Genomic DNA, 24,787 nt, shown 5'->3' with positions numbered 1-24,787 from the left:
CGCCCGGCTCGCTCGCGGATACTTGCGCCAAAGGTCCGCCAGTCTCCGGCTTTGTTGAGCGCCTTGACGGCTGTGCCGCAGCTTCGCTCTAAGGCTGCACGTCCTTTGCGGGAGACACCGCTACGCGCCGGAAGACTTACCGTGCTGGGAAGGAGGTTCCCCCATGGACGCGACCTGCCGTCTCGGATGTTTGTTCGACTGCTAGGCGCTCAGGACTGCAGGCGACGCGCCGGAACGAAGGGCCTCGGCTGCGCGAGCCCAAGAAGCAAGAAGGAGCTCGCGTTTCTTCGAGTACATCCACTCCAATCCGTGAAGCGACTCCCAGGTATCGCGATCTACCGCGGTCGCCGGGATCTGGGCCAGAGCCTTCCCTGACTGCCATCTCATGCTGAGGTGTGCATCCCGGGCACGTTGGCGCAAACGGATTGCGACGACCGCCGAAGGGCTGCCCAGGGGCCGGAAGTACGAGGTTACCTCCCCGATTGCTACGCCGTCCTCGAGACAGCGCTCTCGAATCGTGGCGATGTCGGAGAACTCGGTGTCGTAACGCGACTCGCGGACGATCCGAGGAAACCCGGTGCCCGGTCGTTCTCGGCTGGCGTCACGATGCTGGTGCGGGCTTGAGACGCCGATCACCCGCCGTGCGTCGCCGGCCGACGAGTCGACCACGATCTGCAACGACGCCGAGCGCTGCGGCTCGGCGGACGGTAGGGACACGGGCGTGATCATCCATCCGCGCTGCATCGGGACAAGCGCTTGTTGGATCCAGGCTCGCGCGGCCCGGAAGTCGTCCTCGCGAGTCGTAACGACTGCGATATCGATCTCATCGGCTCGAACTGCCCGTGCGTAGATTTCGACTTGCGCTTCGTCACGAACCCTCTCACCACCCACGAGATCGAAGACATGGTCGTAGACGAGCTCGGCGCTCAGTTGCCACGTCGCATCGGAGATCTGAAGGTCACGCAGACGAATGCTGCGCTCCGCGTCGTACGGCATTCCCTTGACTTCAGCGGCTGCCTGCGCGAATTCACGAATCAGATCGGACGGCAGTACCCCCTCGATCTGTCGCTGCTCGTCGGTGAGCTTCGCCACGGCAAACCCCGCGACAGTCGGCAAAGGCGTCATATCGAGCATGTGTCCCATCGCGCGATATGCGGATGGCCGCAACCAAACTTCCTCAGCCGCGCGACTCGTTCCTAACTTGTCGTCCGCGAAGACGATTAGCCCGTGGCGCGCGAAGAACCGCTTGGTTCCATGCAGGCTGGCTTTGTCGGCGAAGGTGTCGGCGACCGACGTCGGCGACGGATACGGCGTCACGACGCGCCGCCGCGACGGCAACACGGGAGACGTCTCGAGACGGCCGGGGCGCCTCCGATGCCTCGCTGGCCCCGGACTGGCGGAGAGGGTTGAACCGTCCGACTCGTCCCACCGGCGCTCGAACGGACCTAATGTCTCGTGTCCAACCGACAGGACGTCGACCCGCTCTGGCAAGCGACCACGAGCCAGCTGAGACGTCTGCTCGTGGGCTCTTGCCCAGCCTTCCGAGGCGAGCCGACGTTCTTCTGTCGTCCCGTGCGTGTACGCGACAACGTCAAAACTCTCGCCTGTTCGCCGAGCTAGCTCGCGGATAGCGGCTGGCTCGTGGCGGGACAGCGCATCCCGGACCACAAGGACGACACGGCCTTCCTCAGACCGATAGAGCACAAGGCCCGCCGCAACCTGTTCCGGAGGGCACGGTCGCGCCCATACCCCGTCGTTGCGTCTCGTGGCGGGCCACCAGAATTGCGATGGGGTCCCGAAGCGGGAGAACGCTTCGCCCAGCCCATTCAGCGAATCGGGACCCCAGTACGCCACTCGTACTGGGGCGGGCCCAGACTCGTTCCGCTGTGTCTCGATGCCAGAAAAGATTCGAGCGGCCTTGTCTGGGTCATACCGCGGCGTCCGATGGATAAGGATGCCGCCGCTCAGCTCCTCGATGTGCTGCGCAATCTCGGCATCGCCAAAGAACCGTTGCCGCTGGTTGCCTAGTCGGCGTAGTTTGTCACGCAGAGTCTGCACCTCCGAGGCGATTGCCTGCGGGGTGTAGCGGCTAGGCCCGCTGTGCCGCTTCGCTTCCGTCAACCATCCTTGCGCGCGCCCGTGGACCGGGTTGTGAAACGCCCAAAGCGCATCCATGCCTTGGCTGCGCGCTGTGTCGCCGACGAGAGTGTCGAAGTTGACGTCGACGACCGTGTATCCGAGGTCGTCGGCCATCGGCCGCAGACGACGTTCGAAGTCATCAGCGTCGGCATTTCGCCCCTCAGGGCCGCCCTCAGCAAATAGGTCGTCGTTCAAGGTCTCCTCCAGGCCGGCCGGCCGAGAACATCTCGATGCCGAATGGATACAGGACCCGTCGGACGACTCCCGCGACCTGCGCGCTAACGCCTACAACTCGAGACTGTTTCGAAGCCCTGCTGCGGTCAACAGCCAGCGCTCCGCCTGCGCGTGCGTTTCAGCACGTATCAGCCCGTCTCGATGAAACTCAGCAATGACCGCGCGTCCATCGCGATCGCTCCAGATGCCAGCAATAGCTTCCGCATCGGCGCCACGTAGCGTTCGCAATGCCTCAGCGCCGCTCAATGGTTGCGACCAGCCGCTCTCGCGCAAAACCCGACCTTCGCTAAGCCATAGACCTTCATGGTCCGCGAGTCGAAACGCTGCGGTTAGGAGATCGACGCCTACCGAATCCCACTGCCCGTGTTGGGGAGGAATCGCCGAAGCGATATCTCGTGATAGCCAGAGCGCTACTCCGAGTTCTGGAAGGAGACGCCAAGACGTGCCACGAGGCACGTCGAAGTCCGCTTGCCAGCCACCTCCGCGAGTGGGACCAAACGCCGCAAAAGGCAACCCGAGCGCCTTAGCCGCCGCGAACGGTTCGAGGGGAAGCCCCTTCACTACGAACGCAGGGAGTAGCGGCGCTTTTGAGACTCTCGGCGCAGACTCCGTTCTCAGGCGATCCCATGCAGACAAGAAGGGGAGCGTATCGTCGCGTCCGGCGAGAATCACAGTGCTCAGGCTACCTATTTCATATAGGCACTGGGATTTGGATAGCCTGCCTCGACTGCAAGGCACACAGCCCTCAAATCTCACGCTGGAGTGCCGAAAGAGCAGGGATCAATAGCATGATCCAAACGCAGCTATGCCTTATAGAACTGCGTCCCCAGATTGAACCGGACATGCCTAGTGCGCGGCACCGCACATCGCAGGGACCGAAGAGCGGCGACGACCTCGACGTCGAACGCAACCGTGCTGGTGGTACCGCTGTTGCGGGCTATCGCTACCGACACATCAGCGCTTGTTCGCCCAATCCCAATGACCAGTCTGGATGACGGATCGATGATTCCGGCGCCATAGCGCGCGTGAGTTGCTGGTCGTGACGCTCGTACCCTGAACGCCGTGCCGTCGTCGACCGTCGTCCGTCGCCGCCAAGCGGCGGTGCTCACCGCCGGGGCGCTCGCGCTCGTCACCGGGGCCGCGTTCGGCGCGGGCAGCGGCGACGAGGCGCCGACGCCCCGCGAGGTGCGTGAGCTGGTCGGCACGCCCGAGCCGGTGCAGGCCACGCCGACCGCGACGCCGGAGACCGACCCCGTCGACGCGCTGAGCCTCAAGCAGCAGGTCGGGATGCTCGTCGTGCTGCGCTTCCAGGGCACGACCGCGCCGCGCTACGTCCGCGACGCGCTCAAGAACCGCTGGACGTCCGGCGTGATCCTGTTCGGCGACAACATCAGCTCCCCCGCGCAGCTCAAGCGGCTCACGGGGTCGGTGCGGAAGGCGAGCGGCGACGTGACGCCGATCATCAGCACCGACCAGGAAGGCGGGGACATCCGCAACCTGGAGTGGGCGCCGCCCGCAGTCGGGCAGGCGCGGCAGGTGCCGGGCCGTGACGCGCGCGCCGCCGCGCAGGCGCTCAAGGCGCACGGGCTCAACGTCACGCTCGCGCCGGTCGCGGACGTGCCGAGCGTCAGCGGCGCGGCGATGGCCGGGCGCGCGTTCTCCACCGACCCAGCAAAGGTCGCGAGCGCCACCAAGGCCGCGATCGACGGCTGGCGCGCCGGCGGCGTCGCCTCCACCGCCAAGCACTTCCCCGGCCTCGGCGGCACGACGACCAACACCGACCAGGGCTCCGCGAGCATCCCGGGCGCGCCGACCGCGGCCGACCTGGAGCCGTTCAAGGCCGCGATCGCCGCCAAGGTCCCGCTGATCATGAGCTCGAACGCGCGCTACCCGCGGCTGGATCGCAACCGGATCGCGGCGCAGTCGCCGAAGGTGCTCGACGGGCTCCTGCGCAAGGAGCTCGGCTACGAGGGCGTGATCATCACGGACTCGATCGAGGCCGCCGCGGTCCGGGCGACGGGCGAGACGGAGGCGATCGCGGTGCGGTCGGTCAAGGCCGGCAACGACATCGTCCTCACCACGGGGCAGGGCTCGTGGCTGCGCGCGTTCCGGGCGCTGCTGGCCGAGGCGCAGTCCTCGAAGGCGTTCCGGGAGCGCGTGCGCACCTCCGCGGCACGGGTCCTCGCGCTCCAGCGCTCGCTCTCGTGAACGCGGGCCTCTGCGGTCATTGCGCGCACCAGCGCGTGATCCGGAACACGCGCGGGTCCGTCTTCTCGATGTGCGAACGCGGACTGAAGGGTGAACCCGGCTACGCGAAGTACCCGCGGCTGCCGGTGCTCGGGTGCCCCGGCTTCAGATCCGCCGGTGACCCAGCTTCGCGAGGTCCTCGTGATGACGGGTCACCCGCTGCTTGACGGGATCGTCGTCGCGGCGGGCGTGCACGAGGCCCCACATGGCGTCGGCGACCTGCTCGGCGCTCTCGGGCGTGGCGCGGTTGCGCATCTCGTCGACGAGCGCGAGCTCGAGCCGCTCGATCTTCTGCTCCGCCGTGCCCTCGCCGAGCGACGGGAACGGGACACCGCGCAGGTTCTCGTCCCATGCGCCCTTGACGTAGGCGAAGCGGTTGCGGAGGGCGATCGGGTCAGTCGTCATGCGAGGCGCGATCTTACGGAAGTCCTAGGACCAACAGCGCACAGAAGTCGGGCAACCCGGCGCCTACCCTGTTAGTTGCGTGCACACCTTTGGACGGCTACTCGGTTTCCTGCGCCCGTACAAGTCGGGTGTCGTCTGGTCGCTCGTGCTCGCGGCGGCCGCGATGGTCTGCACCGTCGCGATCCCGTGGCTGACCGGCCGCGCCGTCGACCAGATCTCCGACAAGGACCGGGACGGGCTGCGCACGCTCGCGATCCTGATCGTCGTGATCGCGATCGGCCGGCTCGGCCTGTCGGTCGCGCGGCGGCTCGTGGCGGGCAAGGTCTCGCTCGCGATCGAGTACGACCTGCGCACGCTGCTGTACGCGCACCTGCAGAAGCTCGAGCTCGGCTTCTTCGCCGGCCAGCAGACCGGCCAGCTGATGTCGCGTGCGACGGTCGACCTGTCGTCCGTGCGCTTCTTCCTCGGCTACGGGCTCGTGTTCATCCTGCAGTCGGCGCTGACGATCCTGCTCGGCGCGGTCGCGATGTTCCTCATCTCCCCCGGCCTCGCGGCGATCGCGCTGATCCCGGTGCCGTTCGTGATCGTCGTCGCCACGCGCTACGGGCGGCGCTCACGGCCTGCGCTGCAGGAGGTCCAGCAGCGCATCGCCGAGGTCACCGCGGACGTCGAGGAGAACATCTCCGGCGTGCGCGTGGTGAAGGCGTTCGCGGCCGAGCCACGCCAGCTCACGCGCTTCGAGGGCAACGTCACGCGCGTGTTCGAGCAGTCGATGGTCGCGACCAGGCTGCGCGCCTACTACAACCCGTTCCTCGCCTTCCTGCCGAACCTCGGGCTCGCCGCGCTGCTGCTCGTCGGCGGGCGCCAGGTGATGAACGGGACGCTGACGCTCGGCGACTTCACGGCGTTCTACACGTACCTGCTGATGCTGATCGGGCCGATGCGGATGCTCGGCGTCGCGCTCGGCCTGGCCCAGCGCGCGTCGGCCTCCGGCGCGCGGCTGTTCGAGATCCTCGACCGCGAGCCGACGATCGTCTCCGGCGCCGCGCCGATGCCCGAGGGGAACGGCCGCGTGGAGCTGCGCGACGTCACCTTCGCCTACGGGAGCGGCCGGGACGCGCTGCGCGACGTGTCGCTGGCGGTCGAGCCGGGTTCGACCGTGGCGCTCGTCGGCGCGACCGGCTCGGGCAAGACGACGCTCGTCCAGCTGCTCTCGCGGCTGTACGACCCGACGTCGGGCGCGGTCTTGATCGACGGCGCGGACGTGCGCGACGTGGACCTGGTGGCGCTGCGGCGGGAGATCGCGGTCGTCGACGACGACCCGTTCCTGTTCAGCGACACCGTCGCCGGCAACATCGCCTACGGCCGGCCGGACGCGACCGACGACCAGATCCGGAAGGCTGCGGAGCGCGCGCAGGCCGCCGGGTTCATCGACGAGCTGCCCGACGGCTACGACACCCGTGTGGGTGAGCGCGGGCTGACGTTGAGCGGCGGCCAGCGGCAGCGGATCGCGATCGCCCGCGCGCTGCTCGCCGACCCGCGGATCCTCATCCTCGACGACGCCACCTCGTCCGTCGACGCCACGACCGAGCGCGAGATCAAGGCCGCGCTGCGCGAGGTGATGGAGGGCCGCACGACGTTCGTGATCGCCCACCGGCTGTCGACGATCGCGCTCGCCGACGACATCGTCGTGCTCGAGAAGGGCCGGCTGGAGGCGCGCGGGACACACGAGGAGCTGCTCACGCGCTCGCCGCTCTACCACGAGATCGCGACCAAGGGCTGCACGGACCAGGTGTTCCTGAACGAGGTCCCGGAGGAGAAGGTGGCGGGGCTGTGAGCCAACGCGACGACCTCATCCGGCGCTGGCGCGCGACCTCCGGTCGCGGCCGCAAGCTGCGCGGCCTCGTGGCGTTGCTCTCCCCGTACCGGGGCCGGGTGGCACTGATGTTCGGCTCGCTGATCATCGCCACCGCCGCGGCGTTGGCGCCACCGCCGCTGGCCAAGCTCGCGATCGACAACGGCATCGTGCCCAAGGACATGGCCGCGCTGACGTGGATCGTCGTCGCGTTCATGGTCAGCGCGCTCGCCTACTGGGGCGCGACCTACGCGCAGACGTACCTCGTCGGCTGGATCGGCCAGCGCGCGTTGCAGGACCTGCGCGTCCAGCTCTTCCAGCACCTGCAGAGGATGTCGGTCGGCTTCTACTCCCGTCGCCGCGCGGGCGTGCTGATCTCGCGCATGTCCAACGACGTCGAGGCGCTCGACACGCTGGTCAGCGACGGGATCGTGACGCTCTTCGGGTCGTCTTTGACCCTGATCGGCACAGCCGTGATCCTGTTCGTGCTCGACCCCGAGCTCGCGCTGATCACCTACACCGTCTTCCCCGTCCTCGGGATCGCGTCGTTCGCGTTCCGGATCATCTCCGCCGACGCCTACCGCGCCACGCGCGAGAAGGTCGCGGCGATCACCGCCTACCTGCAGGAGACGCTGTCGGGCATCCGCGTCGTCCGCACGTTCGGCCAGGAGCCGCGCCACCTGCGCCGCTTCGAGGAGCTCAACGAGGAGAACCGCGGCGCGAACATGAAGACGGTCAACCTCAACGCCGCGTACTTCCCGGGCGTGGAGCTGCTGTCCTCGATCGCGACCGCCGGGATCCTGCTCTACGGCGGCCTCCAGGCGCTCGACGGCGAGATCACGATCGGCGTCCTGGTCGCCTTCCTCGCGGCGCTGAACAACTTCTTCGACCCGATCCAGCAGCTCAGCCAGCTCTACACGACCTACCAGGCGGGCATGGCGGCGCTCGACAAGATCTTCGAGCTGCTCGACGAGGAGCCCGACCTCGTCGACGCGCCGGACGCGACCGTCCTCCCCCGCCTGCGCGGTGAGATCGTCCTCGACGACGTGTCCTTCTCCTACGGCGGCGACGCCTACGCGCTGCGCGACGTGACCCTGAAGGTGCCGCCCGGCCAGACGGTGGCCCTGGTGGGCACGACCGGCGCGGGCAAGTCGACCTTCGCGAAGCTCGTCGCCCGCTTCTACGACCCGACGAGCGGGAGCGTGCTGGTCGACGGCCACGACCTGCGCACGGTCACGGCGTCCTCCCTGCGCTCCCAGATGGGCATCGTGCCGCAGGAGGCGTTCCTGTTCAGCGGCACGATCGCGGACAACATCGCGTTCGGGCGGCCGGACGCGTCAGGCGAGGAAGTGCGGGCGGCGGCCGCGGCCGTGGGTGCCGACGACTTCATCGGCGGGCTGGAGCACGGCTACGACACGCCGGTCGGCGAGCGCGGCGTCCAGCTCTCGGCCGGGCAGCGGCAGCTCGTCGCCTTCGCGCGAGCGCTGGTCGCCGATCCCCGGATCCTCGTCCTCGACGAGGCCACGTCCAACGTCGACGTGCATACGGAGTCCAAGATCGAAGCCGGCCTGCGGCGGTTGCTGGCAGGCCGGACCGCGATCGTGATCGCGCACCGGCTCTCCACGATCGAGCGGGCGGGCCAGATCGTCGTGATGGAGCACGGGCGGATCGTCGAGCAGGGCACCCACGCCGAGCTGCTGGCGCTGGGCGGCCACTACTGGCGCCTGCACGAGGACTGGCGCGAGCAGGCCGCGGCCTAAGGGCGCGCCGGACCGTCGGCGGAGGGCTCGCGGGGACCGACCTCGCGGTAGCTGAAGTAGCCGATCTCCGCCGTGCCGTCGCGCTGGAGGTCGACGATCGCGATGCCGGGCGGCGTGTCGCGGTAGCCGGGGTCGCCCTCGTCCCACCAGTTGCCGCTGACCGCGCCGCCGCAGGCGAAGCGCACGGTGTTGTAGGTGATGTCGTCGCGCACGTGGTTGTGGCCGGACAGCGCGAGCCGCACGTTCGGGAAGTCCAGCAGCAGCTCGTTGATCTCCGGCAGGTCGGAGTGCACGCCCCAGCCGCCCGGGACGCGGAACGAGCCGTCGGGCTGGCGCAGGGAGGCGTCGGTGAGCGGGAGCGCGGTCTGGATCGGGATGTGCGTGGCGAGCACGACGTGCATCCAGCGCGGTGTCGCGGCGAGCTCCGCGCGCAGCCACGCGGTCTGCTGGTCGCCGAGCCGCCCGACGTACCCGCCGCCGCCCGTCAGCTCGATCGAGTCGAGCACGATCAGCTTCCAGCCGCCGAGCTTGAGCGCGTACCAGCCCGACTTGAGCCCGTACTCGCGCAGCGCCCACGCCTTCCCGCCGAGCGGATCGCCGCTCGAGCCCGAGCCGGTCCAGCAGTCGTGGTTGCCGATCACGTGGGCGACCGGCGTCCGGATGCCCTTGTAGATGCGCTGGTGCACGGCCCACTGCGCCGCCGTGTCGGCCTTGCTCGCGTAGAGCGCGTCCATGATCGCGTCGCCGCCCTGGACGACCACGTCGGGCCGGTAGGCCAGCCCGAGCTGCAGCGCGCGCTTGGTCAGCGCCTCCGAACGGGCGACGCCGGGCGTGACGTGCGCGTCGGTGAAGTGCAAGAGCCGGATCGAGCCGCCGCGGCGCGGGCCGCCGCCGTGGGCGAGTGCGCCCGACGGTGTGAGCGCCAGCGCGGCGCTCGCCGCTCCGGCTCCCGCGATGAACCGACGGCGGGTCGTGTGATCTGCAGACAAGGCGAGCCTCCCGAATCGCTGTGAGCGAGGGCCACGCTATGGCGCTTCGGGCGACGCGATGTTGCGGGGGCGTGACTACAAGCGTGGATCCACGGGCTCGGACTCCAGCGCGAGCACCGCGAACACGCACTCGTGCACGCGGTAGAGCGGCTCACCGCGTACGAAGCGCTCCAGCGCCTCGATCCCGAGCGCGAACTCGCGGCCGGCCATCGAGCGCTTGCGGGCGAGGCCGCGGGAGCGCAGGCGGGAGATCTGGTCGGGCGCGTCGTACTCGGGGCCGTAGATGATCCGCAGGTACTCGCGGCCGCGGCACTTGATGCCGGGCTGGGCGAGTCCGCGGCGGCCGCGGGTCGTGAACGCGAACGGCTTGACGACCATCCCTTCGCCGCCCGCCGCGGTCAGCGCCTCCCACCAGGCCGTGGCCTCGGCTTCGCTCTCCGGGCTCGTGAGATCGACGACGCGGCGCTCGGTGCGGCGGATCCAGTCTGGGTCGGCGTCCACGAGCGCGTCGCACAGCTCCAGGTGCCAGCTGTGGTCACGCTCGGCGAACGCGCCCGACTCGGCGGCGAGCACGTGGAACGGCGCGAGCCGCAGGTCCTCGAGCCCGGCGACGGGCCAGTTGTAGCGGCGGTAGGCGTCGACGTAGCCGCTCACGCGGGCGGCGCGGCCCTGCGTCCGCTCGAGCAGCGCGCCCACGTCGAGCCCGCGCGCGAGCGCCGTCTCCAGCACGTTCGTGGTCGCGCCCAGCGCCGCGGTGCCCGCCGCGCCGACCGACGCGTACTGGCGCTCGATCAGCTCCTGCGCCTTCGCCGACCACGGCAGCAGCTCGCAGTCGAGCACGAACCAGTCGCTCTCGAGCTTCTCCCACAGGCCGGCGCGGGTGGCAGCTTCACGGATGCGGGCGAGCGCCGGCTCGGCGTCGTCGAGGAACGGGCGGCCGGTGCGCGTGTAGAGCGCGCCGGTCCCCTCCCCGCCGAAGCGGGCCTTGGCCACGGACTCGTCGCGGCACACGACCGCGATCGCGCGCGAGCCCATGTGCTTCTCCTCGCAGATGACGCTGGTGAGCCCTTCCGCGCGGTATTCGGCGAACGCCTCGGTCGGGTACTCGAGCGCGTCCGGGCGCTGCGAGGTGGCGGTCGGGGCCATCGTCGGCGGCAGGTACACGAGCCAGCGCGGGTCCGTCGCGAAGCGGCTCATGACCTCCATCGCGCCCGCGGCCGACTCCTCGCGGATCGTGACCGTCCGCGCGAGGCGGGTCTGGACGATCCGCTTGCCGGCGATGTCGTCGAGGTCGAGCAGCTGGTCCGGGCGCTCTTCGAGCGGGATCAGCGGCTTGGCGGGCGCGTAGTACTCGCGCGCCGCCGGCACGCTGACGAGCTCCTTCTCAGGCCAGCGCAGCGCCGTCAGCGCGCCGCCGAACACGCAGCCGGTGTCGATGTTGATCGTGTTGTTGTGCCACTCCGGCGACGCGACCGGCGTGTGGCCGTAGACCACGGTCGCGTGGCCCCGGTAGTCCGCCGCCCAGTCCAGCCGCACGGGCAGGCCGAACTCGTCGGTCTCCCCCGTCGTGTCGCCGTAGAGCGCGAACTCGCGCACGCGGCGCGAGCTGCGGCCCTGGTAGTGCTCGGGCATGCCCGCGTGGGCGACGACGAGCCGCCCGCCGTCGAGGACGGCGTGGCTGGTCATGCCCTTGAGGAAGTCGAGGACGCCCTCGACGGGGTCGGCCTCGAGCTGCTCGAGCGACTCCGCGAGGCCGTGCGTGATGCGGACGTCGCGCCCGCCGAGCTTGCGGGCGAGCTTGAAGTCGTGGTTGCCGGGCATGCAGATCGCGTGGCCGCGCTCGGTCAGGCGCATGACGGTGCGCAGGACGCCGGGCGTGTCCGGGCCGCGGTCCACGTAGTCGCCGACGAACACGAGCCGGCGCCCGTCGGGGTGCCCGTCCTCCCCGTAGCCGAGCTGCGAAAGCAGCGCGTCCAGCTCCTCACGGCAACCGTGGACGTCGCCGACGATGTCGAACGGGCCCTGCTCGACGCTGCGGTTCGTCCACAGCGGCGCGCGGACGATCTCGACGGCCTCGCCGTCCTTGACGACGTGGACGTGCCGGAAGCCCTCGCGCTGCAGGAAGCGCAGCGACCGCCGCAGCTCGCGCGACTGGCGGCGGATCACGTGCTCGCCGAAGTCACGGTCGGGCCGTGTGGCGTTGCGCGCCTGGCAGACGCTCTCCGGCACGTCGAGGACGATCGAGGTCGCGAACAGGTCGTGCTCGCGCGCGATCCGCACGAGCGGCGCCCGCGCTTCCTTCTGGACGTTGGTGGCGTCGATGACCGTCAGCCGGCCGCGCTTCAGGCGCCGCCCGACGATCTCGTGCAGCACGGCGAACGCGTCCTGCGACGCCGACTGGTCGTTGGCGTCGTCGGCCACGAGCGCGCGGCAGAAGTCGCTGCTGACGGTCTCGGTCGGCAGGAAGTGCTCGGCCGCGAAGGTGCTCTTGCCCGAGCCCGACGCGCCCATCAGCACGACGAGGCAGGGATCGCCCAGCTCGATTTTCATCGCTCGAACACCGCCATCTGCGTGGGAGGGCCGGCCTCGGGGTCCTCGGGACCGACCGGCAGGAAGCGGACGCCGTAGCCGTAGCTCTCGGTCACGTGCCCCGCCCAGGCCGCGAACTCCGCACGCGTCCACTCGAAGCGGTGGTCGCCGTGGCGGAACTCGCCCGCGGGCAGCGTCTCCCAGAGCCGGTTGTACTCGCGGTTCGGGGTCGTCACGACCACCGTCGCCGGCTGGGCCGAGCCGAACACGTTCTGCTCCAGCGCACGCAGCCGCGGCGGGTCCAGGTGCTCGATCACCTCGACCAGGGCCGCCGCGTCGTGTCCGCGGAAGCGTTTATCGCGGTATGTCAGCGGGCTGTGCAAAAGCGTCACGTTGCGGGCGTCGCGCAGCCGGCGCTCGGCGATCTCCAGGGCGCGCGCCGACACGTCGGCGCCCGTGAGGCGCTCGTAGCCGTCCTTCGCGAGCCGCTCCAGCAGCGCTCCGGCGCCGCAGCCCAGATCGAGCACGCTGCGCGCACCCGCGGTCTTCAGCACGGCCTGGACCGTCCCGAGCCGCTGGTCGCGCAGCGAGACCGGGCGCTCCAGCGCCTCCTCCTGCTCACCGTCGGCCTCGACCGGCTGGGCCTCGTCGAGCGCCTGCAGCGCGCCGAAGACGAGCCGCTTCTCGTGCTTGAGGTAGCGCCGCGTGATCAGCGCCCGTTCAGGGTGCTGGGGCAGCCAGCCCTCGCCACGGCGCAGCAGCTTCTCGATCTCGGCCTCGTCGACCCAGTAGTGCTTCTCGTCGTCCAGGACCGGCAGCAGGACGTACAGGTGCGTCAGGAGGGCCGAGAGCCGCGTCGTGGCCTTCAGCGTGAGCCCGACATGCCGCGCGCTGCCGATCTCCCGCACCTCGACCGCGTAGCCGAGCGGCTCGAACAGCCGCCGCACGAGCTCCTCCCCGCCGCGCGCGGGCACGGCGGGCAGCTCGGCCACGAGCGGGATCGGCGTGGCCGCCAGCTCGGGCTTCTGGCCCTCCAGCGCGGTCTTGAACACGGTCACCAGCGCGACGCTCAGCAACGAGGACGCGACGTACGGGCGGTCGTTGACGTACTCGGCGAGCGCGAACGCGCTCTTGCCGCGCCGCGTGAGGCCGACCGGGTCGATCTCCAGCACGAGCGCGGCCGTGCAGCGCTCCTCGGTCGCCTCGGGGTAGAGCACGTGGGCGACCCCGAACGGCAGGCGGAACTCCTGCACGCGGTCGGGGTGCTTGTGCAGCAGGAACCCGAGATCGGTCGCGGGCCGGTGCGTGGTCGAGATGCTCAGGAGCACGGCGCGAGACCGTACCGGACCGCTGCATCCCGTTTCGGGTTCGAACCGCCGCTTAACGAAGAACGGCCCCTCACGGGGCCGTTGACTGCCGGGCAGGGACTCGAACCCCAAATACCAGATCCAGAGACTGGTGTGTTGCCAATTACACCACCCGGCACCGGGTGCTGGGAGCAGTATAGGAAGCTCGAAACGGGAATACCCGACACGACGTAGTTCCTACGCCTTCCCCGCAGGTATTCTCGGCGCTACATTGAAGCTCGGCCTAGCGGGGGCAGCCGCTCCCGCGCGATCGACGAGGAACTTCGCTCGCATGCCAGACGCCGGGAACGGCTCAGTACAGCTGTTGGAAGCAGACCCGGAGCTCGCTCGCGGGTTGGACCCGCGTCGGGTGCGGGAGGTCAGCCAGCGATTGTTCGCGCGGTCGATCGACGTGCCACGGGGGCCGTGGTCCCCAGCCCGCGCGTTGGCGGGCGGGACGAACCCGATCGGCTTGCTCGTCCTGGACGGGTTACTGGTCCGCGAGGCGATCGTGGGCGATCACCCGTGCGCCGAGCTCCTCGGGCCGGGAGATCTGCTGCGGGCCTGGGAGGATCGGGACGCCGAGGTCCTGCTTCCCCGCACCGTTGAGTGGAGCGCCCTGAGCCAGGTGCGCCTCGCCGTGATCGATCAGGCGCTCGCCGTTCGCGCGGCGCAGTGGCCGGAGATCTTCGCCTCGCTCGTCGAGCGGGCCGCGCGACGCGCCGAGCGGCTGGTGGTCATGCAGGCCATCGCCCACCTCACGCGCGTCGACGACCGCCTGCTCGCCCTGCTGTGGTGCCTCGCCGAGCGCTGGGGCCGCGTGGCTCCCGGCGGCGTCGTGGTCTCACTGCGCCTTCCCCACCGCACGCTGGCCGGCATGGTCGGCGCGCGCCGGCCGTCCGTCACCACCGCGCTCGGTCAGCTGATCGCGCGCGGCGAGGTCGAGCGCCGGCCCGACGGCGGCTGGCTGCTCCTGGGCGATCCGCCCGAAGCCCGTCAGCGCCCGGTCGACGACCACTCGTCGATCGCGTTCCAGCGGCACACGGCTTAAGCCTTCACAGAGAAGCGACGGCGCGGCCCGCTCCCGTGAGGGGGCGGGCCGCTTGCCGCTCGCGCCGCCTATGCCTACTGGGCCCAGGGCGGAGGGGTGCCCTTTGTTCGCAGGCGAGCGCGGGGTAGCGCTCTGGTGGCGTCGAGGTGCGTCTTGTCGCGAATGGTACGGGAACGCGGCCTTAGCCGTGCGCAGTTTCACCGACGAAGAGGTCGGTGATGTCCTGCTCGATGCCCGGGTCAAGCACGACGAGGACCTCGTCGCCGGCCTCGACGACCGTGTCCGCCTTGGGCACGAAGCCCGACCCGCCGCGAAGCACCGAAATCACGAGTGCTCCCTCGGGCAGGCCCAGGTTCTGGATCTCGCGGCCCGCTGCAGGCGCCGTTTCAGACACCACGAGCTCGATGATCTCGAGCCGTTCCTCGGGCAGATCGAGCAGATGGACGAGGCCGTAGCGCGGCACCTCGTGCTCGATCAGGCGCAGGATCAGGTCGGTCGCGGACACCGCGGGCTGGATGCCCAGCAGCTTGAAGTGGTCCAGGTTCCGCGGGTTGTTCACGCGGGCGATGATCCGCTCGCAGAGGTACTTCTCCTTCGCGACCTGGCAGATCAGCAGGTTGTCCTCGTCGTCGCCGGTGACGGCCACGACCAGGTCGGCGCGCTGGATGCCGGCGCGCTCGAGCACCCACAGCTCGGTCGCGTCGCCGTACTGGACGGCGTGCTCGAGCTCCTGCTCGACCGTCAGGTAGCGACGGCGGTCCTGCTCGACGCAGGTGACCTCGTGCCCCTTCTCGAGCAGCTCACGGGCCAGGTTCCAGCCGACCTTGCCGGCGCCCGCGATGATGACGTAGAGCCCGTCCTCCATCACAGGACCTCACCGAGCGCCGCCTGCTGCAGCTGCTCGATCGCGATCTGCGTCGGGCAGATCGTCTGCAGGCCCTGCTCCTGGTACCACGCCGCGCGGCGCGGATCGAGCACACGGGCGATCACGCGGTCCACCTTGAACCGGCGCTGCGCGATCTGGGCGACCACGAGGTTGGTGTTGTCGCCGTTGGTCGAGGCGATGAACACGTCCGCCTCCTCGACCCCGGCCTCGATCAGCGCGTCGATCTCCATGGCGGTCCCGATCGTGAAGCGGCCTCCCGCTTCCTCCCAGGACGAGCCGAGCTCGACGTCCAGACGCTCATGCGAGAGCGGATCCTCATCCAAGACGGACACGGTATGACCGCGGCCCAAAGCCGACGTCGCGAGGGCCGCGCCGACGCGCCCTGCTCCGACCACGAGTACGAACACAGCCGGAAACCCTAGCGTCCGGGCTCTTCGTCGGACACGCCGCGCGCGTGGCCGAGCGGAATCGGCGCCTCGACGGGCTCCACGCCCATCGGGTCCAAGGTGCGCGCGGCGGGCGGTGCGGTGAGGATCACGCGGCACGTGGCCTTGTTGATCACGTAGCGGGTCGTCTCCCCCACGCTCGTGTCGTGCAGGCCCGGTTTGCCGCCCAGGCGCAGGCCTCCGCCGACGCGGGTCGGCTCCTCGGCCGCGAGCACCACGGCCTCCACGCCGCGGCGCTTGGCCTCCTTGACGATCGCCGCGCCCGCCTTGCGCGCCCGCACGATCGCCGTCGCGACCTCCACGCCCTCGTACTCCTCCCCCACGGCCTTCGCGCGCTTCAGAGCGGCACGGGCCCGCTTGAGCTCCGCGTCGGGCACGCGCGCGTCCAGGGCGAGCGTCATCGGCACCTCGAAGACCCAGATCGCCTCGATCACGGCGCCCGCGTCCTCGTCGTTCTCCTCCGCCGCGAGCCGGCCCGCCGTCTGCATGATGTCGTCGTCGAGCGGCGTGCCGAGGACCGGGACGAGGATCGAGCCGAACTCGACCTCGCGCGCCCGCCGCGTCAGCGCCGACTCGGGCACGGTCACGCGCTTGAAGACGTCCTTGCCCTGGGAGAGCCGATAGCCGAGGTAGAGCGAGATCCCGGCCACCATCCACACCACGCCGACCCAGCGCGCCGCGCCGTGCTCGACCAGCAGCGCGAAGAACGCGACGCCCGACAGGAGCACGCAGCCCACGGCCAGCAGCGGCAGCTCGCCGCCGCGGAAGCGCACGTTGAGCGGCATCTTGTACGGCCGGTCGCGGGTGGGCTCGCGGTAGCGCAGCCGGATCACCGACAGCCCGACGATCGTGAACGCGATCGTGGCGCCGAACGCGGCGATCGCGGCCAGGAACTCCATGTCGGCCGGGATCAGCAGCACGATCGCCGTGATCGCGCCGAAGCCGATGATCCCCACCGGCGTCGCTCGCGTGGGATGCAGGGAGCCGAACGCGGACGGGATCTGCCGGTTGACCGACAGCGCGTAGCCGAGGCGGGACAGGCCGAGCATGGCCGCCTGCGCGGCGCTGAGGAAGATCACCAGCGCCGAGATCGCGATCAGGTACTTCAGCGGCTCGCGGATCCAGGCCTGCTCGAACGCGTTCGCGACGCCCAGCAGCGGCGCCTCGACCCAGCGGTCGCCGGTCTGGGGCAGCACGGAGGACGCGACGAGCGCGATCCCGAGGTAGGGCACGAGCGCCGCCAGCAGGCGCACGCCGATCAGCCGCCGCAGGCCGGCGCGGCCGATCTTGACCTGCCCGGCGAGCCCGGAGGACGCGTCGATGCCGCTGAAGGCCACCAGCACGAGCGGGAACGCGAAGATGAGGTCCTCGGCCGACGGCGAACCGGCGATCGCGGCGGGGTTGAAGAGCACGTCGGGCTCGAACAGCAGCGCCAGGCCCAGCACGACCAGCAGGACCTGCAGCACGAGGTCGCCGAGGACGAGCACGGCCGCGCGCTCGAAGCGCCGCGGCCCGCCACCGCGGATCGCCAGCAGCGCCACGAAGAGCACGATCGCCGAGCCGATCAGGAACTCGGTCACGCCGCTGTTGAACGCGCCCCAGAACAGCCCGAGGTAGTCCGTGGAGGCGAACGCGCACAGCGCGACGAGGATCAGGTAGTCCAGGCAGATCGCCCAGCCCGCGATGAACGAGACGAGCTCGTTGAACCCGTGGCGCGCGATCACGGTCGCCCCGCCGCGCTCCTGGTGCAGCGAGGCGCCCTCGACGTAGACCGGGACGATGAACGCGAACAGCACCCCGCCCGCGAGGAACACCGCCCACGTCAGGCCGAGCGCCCGCTCGGCGACCAGCCCCGTTGAGAAGTAGATCGACGCGGCGATGAAGCCCTGGACGATCCCGAACAGCGCGGGCGAGCCGAGCTGCTTCCTCAGCGACGGGGCCTTGCGCTTCACCTGAGGCCCCGCTCGACGTAGATGCGGCCCGCGCCGGCGGCGATGAACAGCACGCCGATGATCAGCCCGAAGGCGACCGGACCGCCACCGCCAAGGATTGTCCTTACGATCAGACCGACGCCGATCAGGATCATCAGGGCGGGAAGGATGTAGCCGCGCAGCATCCGGATCACACGATCATCTCCTGGTGGCGGTGCGCTGAGGGCGAGGACTCGATGATGACTCGGCACGGCCGCTCGGCGAGCACCGTCTCGAGCGTCTTGCCGAACACGGACGCGCCGTTGATGCGCCGCGGCAGCGGCATCACGATCGCCGCCGCGCGCATGTCGGTGGCCTCTTCGATGATGCGCCGGCCGGCCTGCCCGGGCCGTACCCGCTCGACGTGGCCGCTCACGCGCGCCCCCGCCTGCAGCCGCGCCTGCTCGATCAGCGACTCCGCGGCCGCGGTGGCCTCCGGCATCTTCGCGTCGATCCGCAGCGCGCTCGGGACGGTGACGAGCGCCAGCACGTGGATCCCACGCCGCCGGCGGGCCGCGAGCTTGGCCGCGGTGGCGATGACCGACTCGTCATAGCCGTCGCTGAGCGGGACGAGCACGGAGTCGTACTCGGCTTCGTGGTCGACGACGGGCTGCGGGATCGCGACCTTGTGCGTGTGGGTCAGGTCCAGCCCCTGCCCGCGGCGATAGAGCAGGTAGACGACTACGCCGAGCGACAGCCAGGCGACGCCGGTGATCGCGACGTCGGGATGCAGCACGATCGTCACGACCAGCGCCGCGAACGTCCCGAACCCGCCGAGGAAGGCGAACACCGGTAGGTCGTGGCCGCGGAAGCGCAGGTTGCCGGGCGCCCGGTACGGCCGCGGCAGCTCCGGGTGCTTGAGCCGCAGCCGGATCACCGCCGAGTGGGCGATCGTGAACGACAGCATCGCGCCGAACGCGTACAGGTTGCCGAGGAAGCCGGCCTGGCCCGGCAGCAGGATGAGGATCGCGAGGAAGCCGAACAGCAGGATCCCGATCCACGGCGTGCGGTACTTCGGGTGCAGCTGCCTGAGCCGGTCCGGCAGCTGGCGGTGGATGCCCATCGAGTAGACGAGCCGGCTGACGCCGATCAGGCCCGCGTTCGTGGCCAGGAACAGGATCGTGGCCGCGAGGATGCCGACGTAGATCTCCGCCGGCGTCTGGAGCGCGCCCAGGTCCAGGTTGGCCACGACGCCCGCGATCGGGTCGCCCGCGTAGCCGCCCTCCTCTTCCGAGAGGCCGAGCAGCGTGGAGTACTCGCCCGTGACGGGGTCCTGCGTGACCGGCAGCGCGACGAGCGCGACCGCGGGCAGCGTGAAGTAGATGGCGAAGACGGCGATCGCCACGCGCTTGATCGCGGCGGGGATCGTCTTGATCTCGTCCTTGGCCTCCTCGGCCATGTTCGAGATCGTCTCGATGCCCGTGTAGGCGATCATGCCGATCGGGATCGCGAGGATGAAGTCCTTCCACGTCGGCGCCACCCCGAGCTCGACGTTGTCGATCAGCTGCCCCGGGTCCGCGCCGAGCACCAGCGCCGCGCCGACCACCACGAGCAGCACCTGGGTGAGGAAGTCCACGACCGCGAGCGCGATGTTCAGGCCCGCGGACTCCTTGACGCCGACGACGTTGATCAGCGCCAGCAGCCCGATGATGATCGCGCCGGCGATGATGTCGCCCGGGGAGTGGCGCAGCGCCGCCCAGCCGAACGCGCTGCCGAGGTAGTGCGGGACGAAGAACGCGGAGATCGCGACCGTCGCCACGTAGTTGAGCATCTGGCCCCAGGCGGCGAAGAACGACCAGAACTCGTTGAACGCGCGCCGGGCGAAGGAGCTCGAGCCGCCCGCCTCCGGGTACATCGCGGTCGCCTCGGCGTACGTGGCGGCCGTGCACAGGAAGAAGAAGCCCGTGACCAGGAAGACGATCGGCGTGAGGCCGAGCGCGAGCGCGGCCACGAGGCCGAGCGCGTAATAGATGGAGGAGCCGACGTTCCCGTAAGCGGTCGAGAAGAGGGCGTTGACCCCCAGGACTCGTTCCAGTCCTTCCAGCCGGCGTCTTGCCATGTGCGGAGGGCGATTCTAGGGAGATGGGTGCGAACACCCATTGACCCCAGATTACGTCGCTACTTGAAGGCCTTCAGCATCCCGTGGGCGGTGCTGCGGACGGCCTCGGACTCGTCGTCCTCGGCGGCGGTCTTCACGGCGGCCTTGAAGTCCGGCCAGCTCGTGTAGGCGATCGCGATCAGGGCGGCCTGGCGCAGGTGGTAGTCGTCCTCGCCCTCGAGCGCCTTGGTGAGCGCGGAGACGACACGCTGGTTGGGCTCCTCGGGCGCGGCGATCCCGGTCTGGTAGAGCGCCTCGAGCTTGTCGTCGCGGGAGGAGGCCGCCTTGAGCGCCTTCAGGGCCTCCGTGTGCGTGACCGTGTCCAGCTCCTTGCGGATCCGGCGCACGTGCTTGTCGCGGTCCTCACCGCGCACGACGAGGAAGCGCAGCCCGGTGACCGGGTCCTCGACCTCGTGCAGCCACGTCTTCTCGTCGATCGTGCGCCACACGTCCTCGCGCGGCGTGTCCTTGTCGCCGTCCGTGCGGTGGTCGATGAAGAAGTCCATCACCCACGCGGCCGTCTCCACGTCGTCGCGGGTGACGTCGGGCGAGAGCGCGACGCGTGTCTGGTCGGCGCTCATCGCAGCCCGTAAATCGCCAAGACCTTCTCCTCCATGTACTTCATGATGGTCGCCTCCGTCATCGCGAGCAGGCCATTCTTGCTGGCCGCGTGGACGGTGAGCCAGCGGACCACGAGCTCCTCCTCGCGCTTGCGCAGCTCCGCGCGGGCGGCGACGGGGCCGGCGGGGCCGTGGCCGGGCACCGGGCGGTCGTCCTCGGCGGCGTTGTCGCGGGCGGCGGGGACCGCGTCGCGCATCGACATCGGGAACGCGCCGCGGCCACCGTGGCGCTCCGGGTCGTTCTCGTGGCCGGCGAACGCCTCGGTGAAGCTCATGTCGCCGCGGGCGATCAGGTCGAGCGTCATCGGCGCCATCGCCAGGTTGCCCGGGTTGCGGATCGACTCGCGGCCGAACATCAGCACGGCCACGCGGTTGATCAGCTGCGCGTGCTTCTTGTTCTCGGTCATCAGCTCGCCGCGGGCGACGATGTCACGCAGCTGGGCGGCGATCTCGCGGTCGGAGAGCTTGGCGCCCTGGAGCGCGGTGGCGATCGCGGGGTAGTCGGCGTGGCGCATGGCCACGACGGCGTTCGTGTAGCTGCCCTGGCCCTGGACCTCGCTGACCGGCGGCTGGCCCTCGCCGGTGCGGGTCTTCTTGACCTTCAGCGGCGACTCGCTCGCGTGGTCGTTGGCGGCGCGGACCATCGACGGGATGCCGACGTTGGGCTCGAGCTGGGCCGGCGGGTACTTCTTGTTGCCCGCGAGGCGCTCCTCCTCGGCCTTGACGTAGTGGCCGTGGAGGCGCTCGGCGGCGGCGATCACGTCGGGGCGGGCGAGGATCTTGTCGGCGACCATGTGGGCGAGCTCGCGCACGCGGGCAGGGGTCGGCTGCTTGCCCCGGCCGGCCGCCTTGAACGGGTTGACCTTGGCGATGACCTCGACGTCGTTGCCCTGCTTCTTGAGCTCCAGTGCCGTGAGCCGATAGCGGACCTTCCAGTACAGGAGCTTGGCCTTGAACAGCAGGCCGGTGGTGCCCTTGGAGAGCATCGCGTTGACCTGCGGCTCGATCGCGGCGACGGCGGTGTCCAGGCGCTTCTGCTTGTCCTCGCGCTCCTCTTCCTTGGTCTTCTTCTTCTTTTTGCCGAAGACCTTCTCCTTGAGCTTGGTCGCGCCGCGCTTGACCTTGTTCACGCCGCGCTTGACGGTCTTGCCGACCTTCTTGACGACCTTCATCAGGCGCTTGCCGATCTTCTGCGCGATCGCCTTGATCTTGCCCGCGACCTTGGCGGCCGCGCCGGCGATCTTGCGCAGCAGGAACTGGCTGACGAACTCGATCACGGCGACCGCGGCGGCGGCGAGGGCCTGAGCGAAGGCCGGGCCGGCGTTGCCGGACTTGACGGCCTTCAGGAAGGCGATGAAGCGGTCGATCGCGGCGAGGATCTTCTGGATGGCGCCCCAGGCCGCCATCAGGCCCTGGACGACGGCCATCACGGCGCCCGCGGCAGGGACGATCATGCTGACCAGACGCTCGACCAAGAGGGCGATGAGCGCGGGCGGGATCGCGGCCTTGAGCGCCTCGAACGCCATCTTGCCGACCTGCGCCATCCCGATCCCGCCCTTTTGGAGCAGGCCCAGGACGCTCTTGCCAAGGCCGAGCAGCGATTCCAGCTTCTCGTTGAACCAGCCCTGGACGGCGGTCTTCAACGCGGTCCAGAGGTGGTTCTTGATGCCGTCGACGACGCTCGCGCCCAGGTTGCTCAGCCACTGGCCGGGGTTGGACGCGATGTCCTTGATGATGCTTGCGAACTGGCCGAGCGCGGCGATCGCGGCCTTGGCCTTCTCGATCGCGGCCTTGACGACGTTCTTGACGGCGTCGATCGCGGCGCTGATGCCCTTCTTGAGCAGGTCCAGGCCCTGTTTGAGCGCGTTGCCGACCGCGGTCATGACCTTGCGGATGCCGTCCTTGACGGCGGTCACGATCTTGTTGAGCACGGTGACCGCCTGCTTGACGCGGTCCTTGATCCACTTGCCGAACTTCTGACGGGCGGCCGCGAAGCCCGGGATCAGGCGGTCGCCGATCGCGAGCAGCTTGCCCGCGACGGCCTTGACCTTGTCGGCGACGAACTTGACGGCGCGGTCGATGACGCTGTGCGCGAGCTCCTTGGCCTTGTTGATGGCCGTGGTGATCGCGCTGCGGACCTTGTTGAAGACCGCGGTGATGCCGTCCTTGACCTTGTCATAGAGCGCCTTGGCCTTGGACGCGACCCAGCCGAAGAAGCCGCCGCCGCCCTCTTCCTGCTTGGCCTTGTCCTTCTCTTTGCGGGCTTCCTCGTCGCCCTTGCGCTTGTGGTCCTCGGCTTCCTTGCGGCCGGCTTCGACGTGCTTGATCGCGTCGGCTTCGGCGCGGGTCTTCTCGGAGCTGATCGCGGTGTGGGCCTCGCCGACGGCGCCGGTCGCCTCGAGCTTGGCTTGGTCGGCCTGCTGCTTCTGATCGGACGTCCAGTCCTGGCGGGCTTGTGAGACGCCCGCCTTGGCCGCGGCGTGCTCGGCGATCTGGTCGGCCTTGCCCTTGGCCTCCTCGGCCTGGGCATCCTCGACGGCGGCGGCCTTGGTCTGGGCGGCCTTGGACGCGTGCTGGGACTTCTCGGCGTTGATCTGGGAGGACGCCTGCGCGGCGGCGGCCTTGAGCGCGGGGCCCTCTTCCTGCTCGGCGACGATGCTCGCGACGTCGTCGCCCGCTCCGGGCCCGGCCGCCCCGGGTGCGGCTTGGGCCGTGCCGGCGGGGATCTCGGCCTTGATCTTCTCGGCCTTGACGGTGGGCGCGAGGTCGTTCTCGCCGGCCGGCTCGTTCGCCTCCTGCGCGCCCTGCGCCGTGGCCTTGCCGACCGTCTGGTGCAGGTGCTGCTGCTGCTCGGCCATCTGGCCGGGGTCGGCCGCGCCGGTGAGGCTGAGCTTCGGCGTGCTGATCTGCGGGACCGCGACCGCGCCGTCCGTGGTCGGCAGGGCGTCGATCGCGGCCTTGATCTTGGCCCCGTCGCCCGACGAGACGTTGCCCTTCTCGTCGGGCTTGAGCGCGGGGCCCTGCGGGAGCGGCGCCTTCGCGGGCGGTGCCGGGGTCGGCGCGGGCTTCTCGGGCTCGCCGCCGGTCTTCTCGGCCGCCTTCGTGGTCTGCGGGCGGGTGGGCGGCGTGGAGACGTGCTTCTCGTCGGCGGCCGGGCCGTCCGCCCCGCCGCCCGCTTCGAGCTCGGGCGGCTGCGCCGCGAGCTTCTCGTGCTCCTTGGTGACGTGGTTCGCGGCCGTCGTCTCGGCGCTGCCCAGCGTCTCGAGCATCTGCGCGGGCTTGAGGCCGGCCGCCGCCGAGACCGCCGCGGCCGGGTCGGCGTTGCTGACGTCCGGAGCCGGCTGCTCGGGCTCGGCCTCGACGGCGCCTCCCCCACCACCGCCGCCTCCGCCGCCGCCGGTGAACTCGCCACCGCCGCTCGCGCCGAGGGCTTCCATCTCGCCCTGCGCGTCCGCGCCGATCGCCGCCGGGTCGCCTTCGGGCTCCTCGTCCGGCTCCGGCGCCGCCAGCTCCTCGGTCGGCGGCGGCAACAGCGTCTCCGCGGGAGCCCGAGCGATCATCGTCTCGGCGCCGCCTGCCTCGTCCGCTTCGGCCGCGGGTTCAGGTTCGGGCGCAACCTCGGCCGCCGGCTCAGGTGTCGGCGCGGGCTCGACGTCGGGGATCGCCGCGCCCGGCTCGCCCGTGAACGCCTGCAGCGCCGCCGCGTCGGCCGCGGGATCGGGCGCGCCGCTGTCCGCCTCGGCCGCCGGTTCCGCCACCGAGTCGTCCGGTCCGAGCTCGGGCTCGGCCGCGTCGGGCTCGGCCGCGGCGGGCGCGGCGATCGACTCGGGCGCCCCGACCGGTTCCTCGGGTTCCGCCTGCGTCTGCGACCCGGCGGCGAGCTGCGCCTCGATCTCGGCCAGCTCCTCGTCCGAAGGCCCTTCCTTCGCCGCCCCGCCCTCGCTCTCGCCACCACCGGCGCCGCCGAGGTCGGGCGCCGGGCCGGCGGGCGCCGCCGCGGGCCCGGTCGCACCGCCGCTACCGACCGCGAGCCCGCCACCGGCGACGGCCGAAGAGAGCCCACCCATGGCCCCCGCGATCGCCCCGGCCGACCCAAGCACCGACACCGGTCCACCCGCCCCAGCGAGCGCCTCGGGCACCGCGGCCTGCGCGGCCCCGACGCTGGGCGCCGCGGGCGCAGCGACGGCCTCGGCCGCGCCGGCCCCGGCAACC

General features: G+C 70.4%; 16 protein-coding genes and 1 tRNA gene. 4 read left to right on the top strand and 13 right to left on the bottom strand.

What is annotated here, in order from left to right:
• Positions 1-201: 201 nt before the first annotated feature.
• Complete coding sequence (locus OJ997_RS20885; protein ID WP_270027168.1) at positions 202-2,334, bottom strand: hypothetical protein; 2,133 nt, start codon at positions 2,332-2,334, stop codon at positions 202-204.
• 1,101 nt (positions 2,335-3,435) lie between these two features.
• Between OJ997_RS20885 and OJ997_RS20880 the strand changes: the two genes are divergently transcribed.
• Complete coding sequence (locus OJ997_RS20880) at positions 3,436-4,581, top strand: glycoside hydrolase family 3 N-terminal domain-containing protein (protein WP_270027167.1); 1,146 nt, start codon at positions 3,436-3,438, stop codon at positions 4,579-4,581.
• 144 nt (positions 4,582-4,725) lie between these two features.
• On the opposite strand, the gene OJ997_RS20875 is transcribed toward OJ997_RS20880, so the two are convergent.
• Positions 4,726-5,025, bottom strand: a complete 300-nt coding sequence (locus OJ997_RS20875) for a hypothetical protein (protein WP_270027166.1) — start codon at positions 5,023-5,025, stop codon at positions 4,726-4,728.
• Between the two features lie 79 nt (positions 5,026-5,104).
• On the opposite strand from OJ997_RS20875, the gene OJ997_RS20870 reads away from it, so the two are divergent.
• The gene (locus tag OJ997_RS20870) at positions 5,105-6,862 is read left to right on the top strand and encodes an ABC transporter ATP-binding protein (protein ID WP_270027165.1); all 1,758 of its coding nucleotides are present in this window, start codon (positions 5,105-5,107) and stop codon (positions 6,860-6,862) included.
• Positions 6,859-8,640: an ABC transporter ATP-binding protein gene (locus OJ997_RS20865; RefSeq protein ID WP_270027164.1), complete on the top strand. Its 1,782-nt coding sequence runs from the start codon at positions 6,859-6,861 to the stop codon at positions 8,638-8,640. Before OJ997_RS20870 ends, OJ997_RS20865 begins: the two co-directional genes overlap by 4 nt.
• On the opposite strand, the gene OJ997_RS20860 is transcribed toward OJ997_RS20865, so the two are convergent.
• From OJ997_RS20860 to OJ997_RS20845, 4 genes are all read right to left on the bottom strand, one after another.
• On the bottom strand, positions 8,637-9,629 hold the full coding sequence (locus OJ997_RS20860; RefSeq protein ID WP_270027163.1) for a metallophosphoesterase family protein: 993 nt from the start codon (positions 9,627-9,629) through the stop codon (positions 8,637-8,639). The genes OJ997_RS20865 and OJ997_RS20860 overlap by 4 nt on opposite strands.
• Before the next feature lie 75 nt (positions 9,630-9,704).
• Positions 9,705-12,179 (bottom strand): polynucleotide kinase-phosphatase, encoded by a 2,475-nt coding sequence (locus OJ997_RS20855; RefSeq protein ID WP_270027162.1) that lies wholly within the window; start codon positions 12,177-12,179, stop codon positions 9,705-9,707.
• The gene (locus tag OJ997_RS20850; protein WP_270027161.1) at positions 12,176-13,486 is read right to left on the bottom strand and encodes a 3' terminal RNA ribose 2'-O-methyltransferase Hen1; all 1,311 of its coding nucleotides are present in this window, start codon (positions 13,484-13,486) and stop codon (positions 12,176-12,178) included. Before OJ997_RS20850 ends, OJ997_RS20855 begins: the two co-directional genes overlap by 4 nt.
• 85 nt (positions 13,487-13,571) lie before the next feature.
• Positions 13,572-13,643 (bottom strand) — tRNA-Gln (locus tag OJ997_RS20845).
• A gap of 153 nt (positions 13,644-13,796) precedes the next feature.
• Between OJ997_RS20845 and OJ997_RS20840 the strand changes: the two genes are divergently transcribed.
• Entirely contained in the window at positions 13,797-14,555 is a 759-nt protein-coding gene (locus OJ997_RS20840) for a helix-turn-helix domain-containing protein (RefSeq protein WP_270027160.1), read from the top strand.
• A gap of 181 nt (positions 14,556-14,736) precedes the next feature.
• Here OJ997_RS20840 and OJ997_RS20835 read toward each other — a convergent pair whose 3' ends face one another.
• The 7 genes from OJ997_RS20835 to OJ997_RS20805 form a co-directional block, all read right to left on the bottom strand.
• Positions 14,737-15,420, bottom strand: coding sequence for a potassium channel family protein (locus OJ997_RS20835; protein WP_270027159.1), 684 nt, complete (start codon positions 15,418-15,420; stop codon positions 14,737-14,739).
• Positions 15,420-15,836 (bottom strand): potassium channel family protein, encoded by a 417-nt coding sequence (locus tag OJ997_RS20830; protein WP_270027211.1) that lies wholly within the window; start codon positions 15,834-15,836, stop codon positions 15,420-15,422. Before OJ997_RS20830 ends, OJ997_RS20835 begins: the two co-directional genes overlap by 1 nt.
• 23 nt (positions 15,837-15,859) lie before the next feature.
• Positions 15,860-17,839, bottom strand: a complete 1,980-nt coding sequence (locus OJ997_RS20825; RefSeq protein WP_270027158.1) for an amino acid permease — start codon at positions 17,837-17,839, stop codon at positions 15,860-15,862.
• Positions 17,836-18,012 (bottom strand): hypothetical protein, encoded by a 177-nt coding sequence (locus tag OJ997_RS20820; RefSeq protein WP_270027157.1) that lies wholly within the window; start codon positions 18,010-18,012, stop codon positions 17,836-17,838. Before OJ997_RS20820 ends, OJ997_RS20825 begins: the two co-directional genes overlap by 4 nt.
• Complete coding sequence (locus tag OJ997_RS20815) at positions 18,009-19,916, bottom strand: APC family permease (RefSeq protein ID WP_270027156.1); 1,908 nt, start codon at positions 19,914-19,916, stop codon at positions 18,009-18,011. Before OJ997_RS20815 ends, OJ997_RS20820 begins: the two co-directional genes overlap by 4 nt.
• A 59-nt stretch (positions 19,917-19,975) precedes the next feature.
• A complete protein-coding gene (locus OJ997_RS20810) occupies positions 19,976-20,536 on the bottom strand; it encodes a hypothetical protein (RefSeq protein WP_270027155.1) in 561 nt (186 codons plus the stop codon).
• Positions 20,533-24,787 (bottom strand): phage tail family protein (locus OJ997_RS20805; protein ID WP_505011400.1); only part of this gene is annotated, 4,255 nt, incomplete at its 5' end. The genes OJ997_RS20810 and OJ997_RS20805, both read right to left, overlap by 4 nt.

This window comes from Solirubrobacter phytolaccae (genome assembly GCF_027587195.1).
Classification (GTDB): Bacteria; Actinomycetota; Thermoleophilia; order Solirubrobacterales; family Solirubrobacteraceae; genus Solirubrobacter; species Solirubrobacter phytolaccae.
The sequence above is the reverse complement of the archived record's forward strand: the minus strand, read 5'-3'. Positions and strand labels throughout refer to the sequence as shown.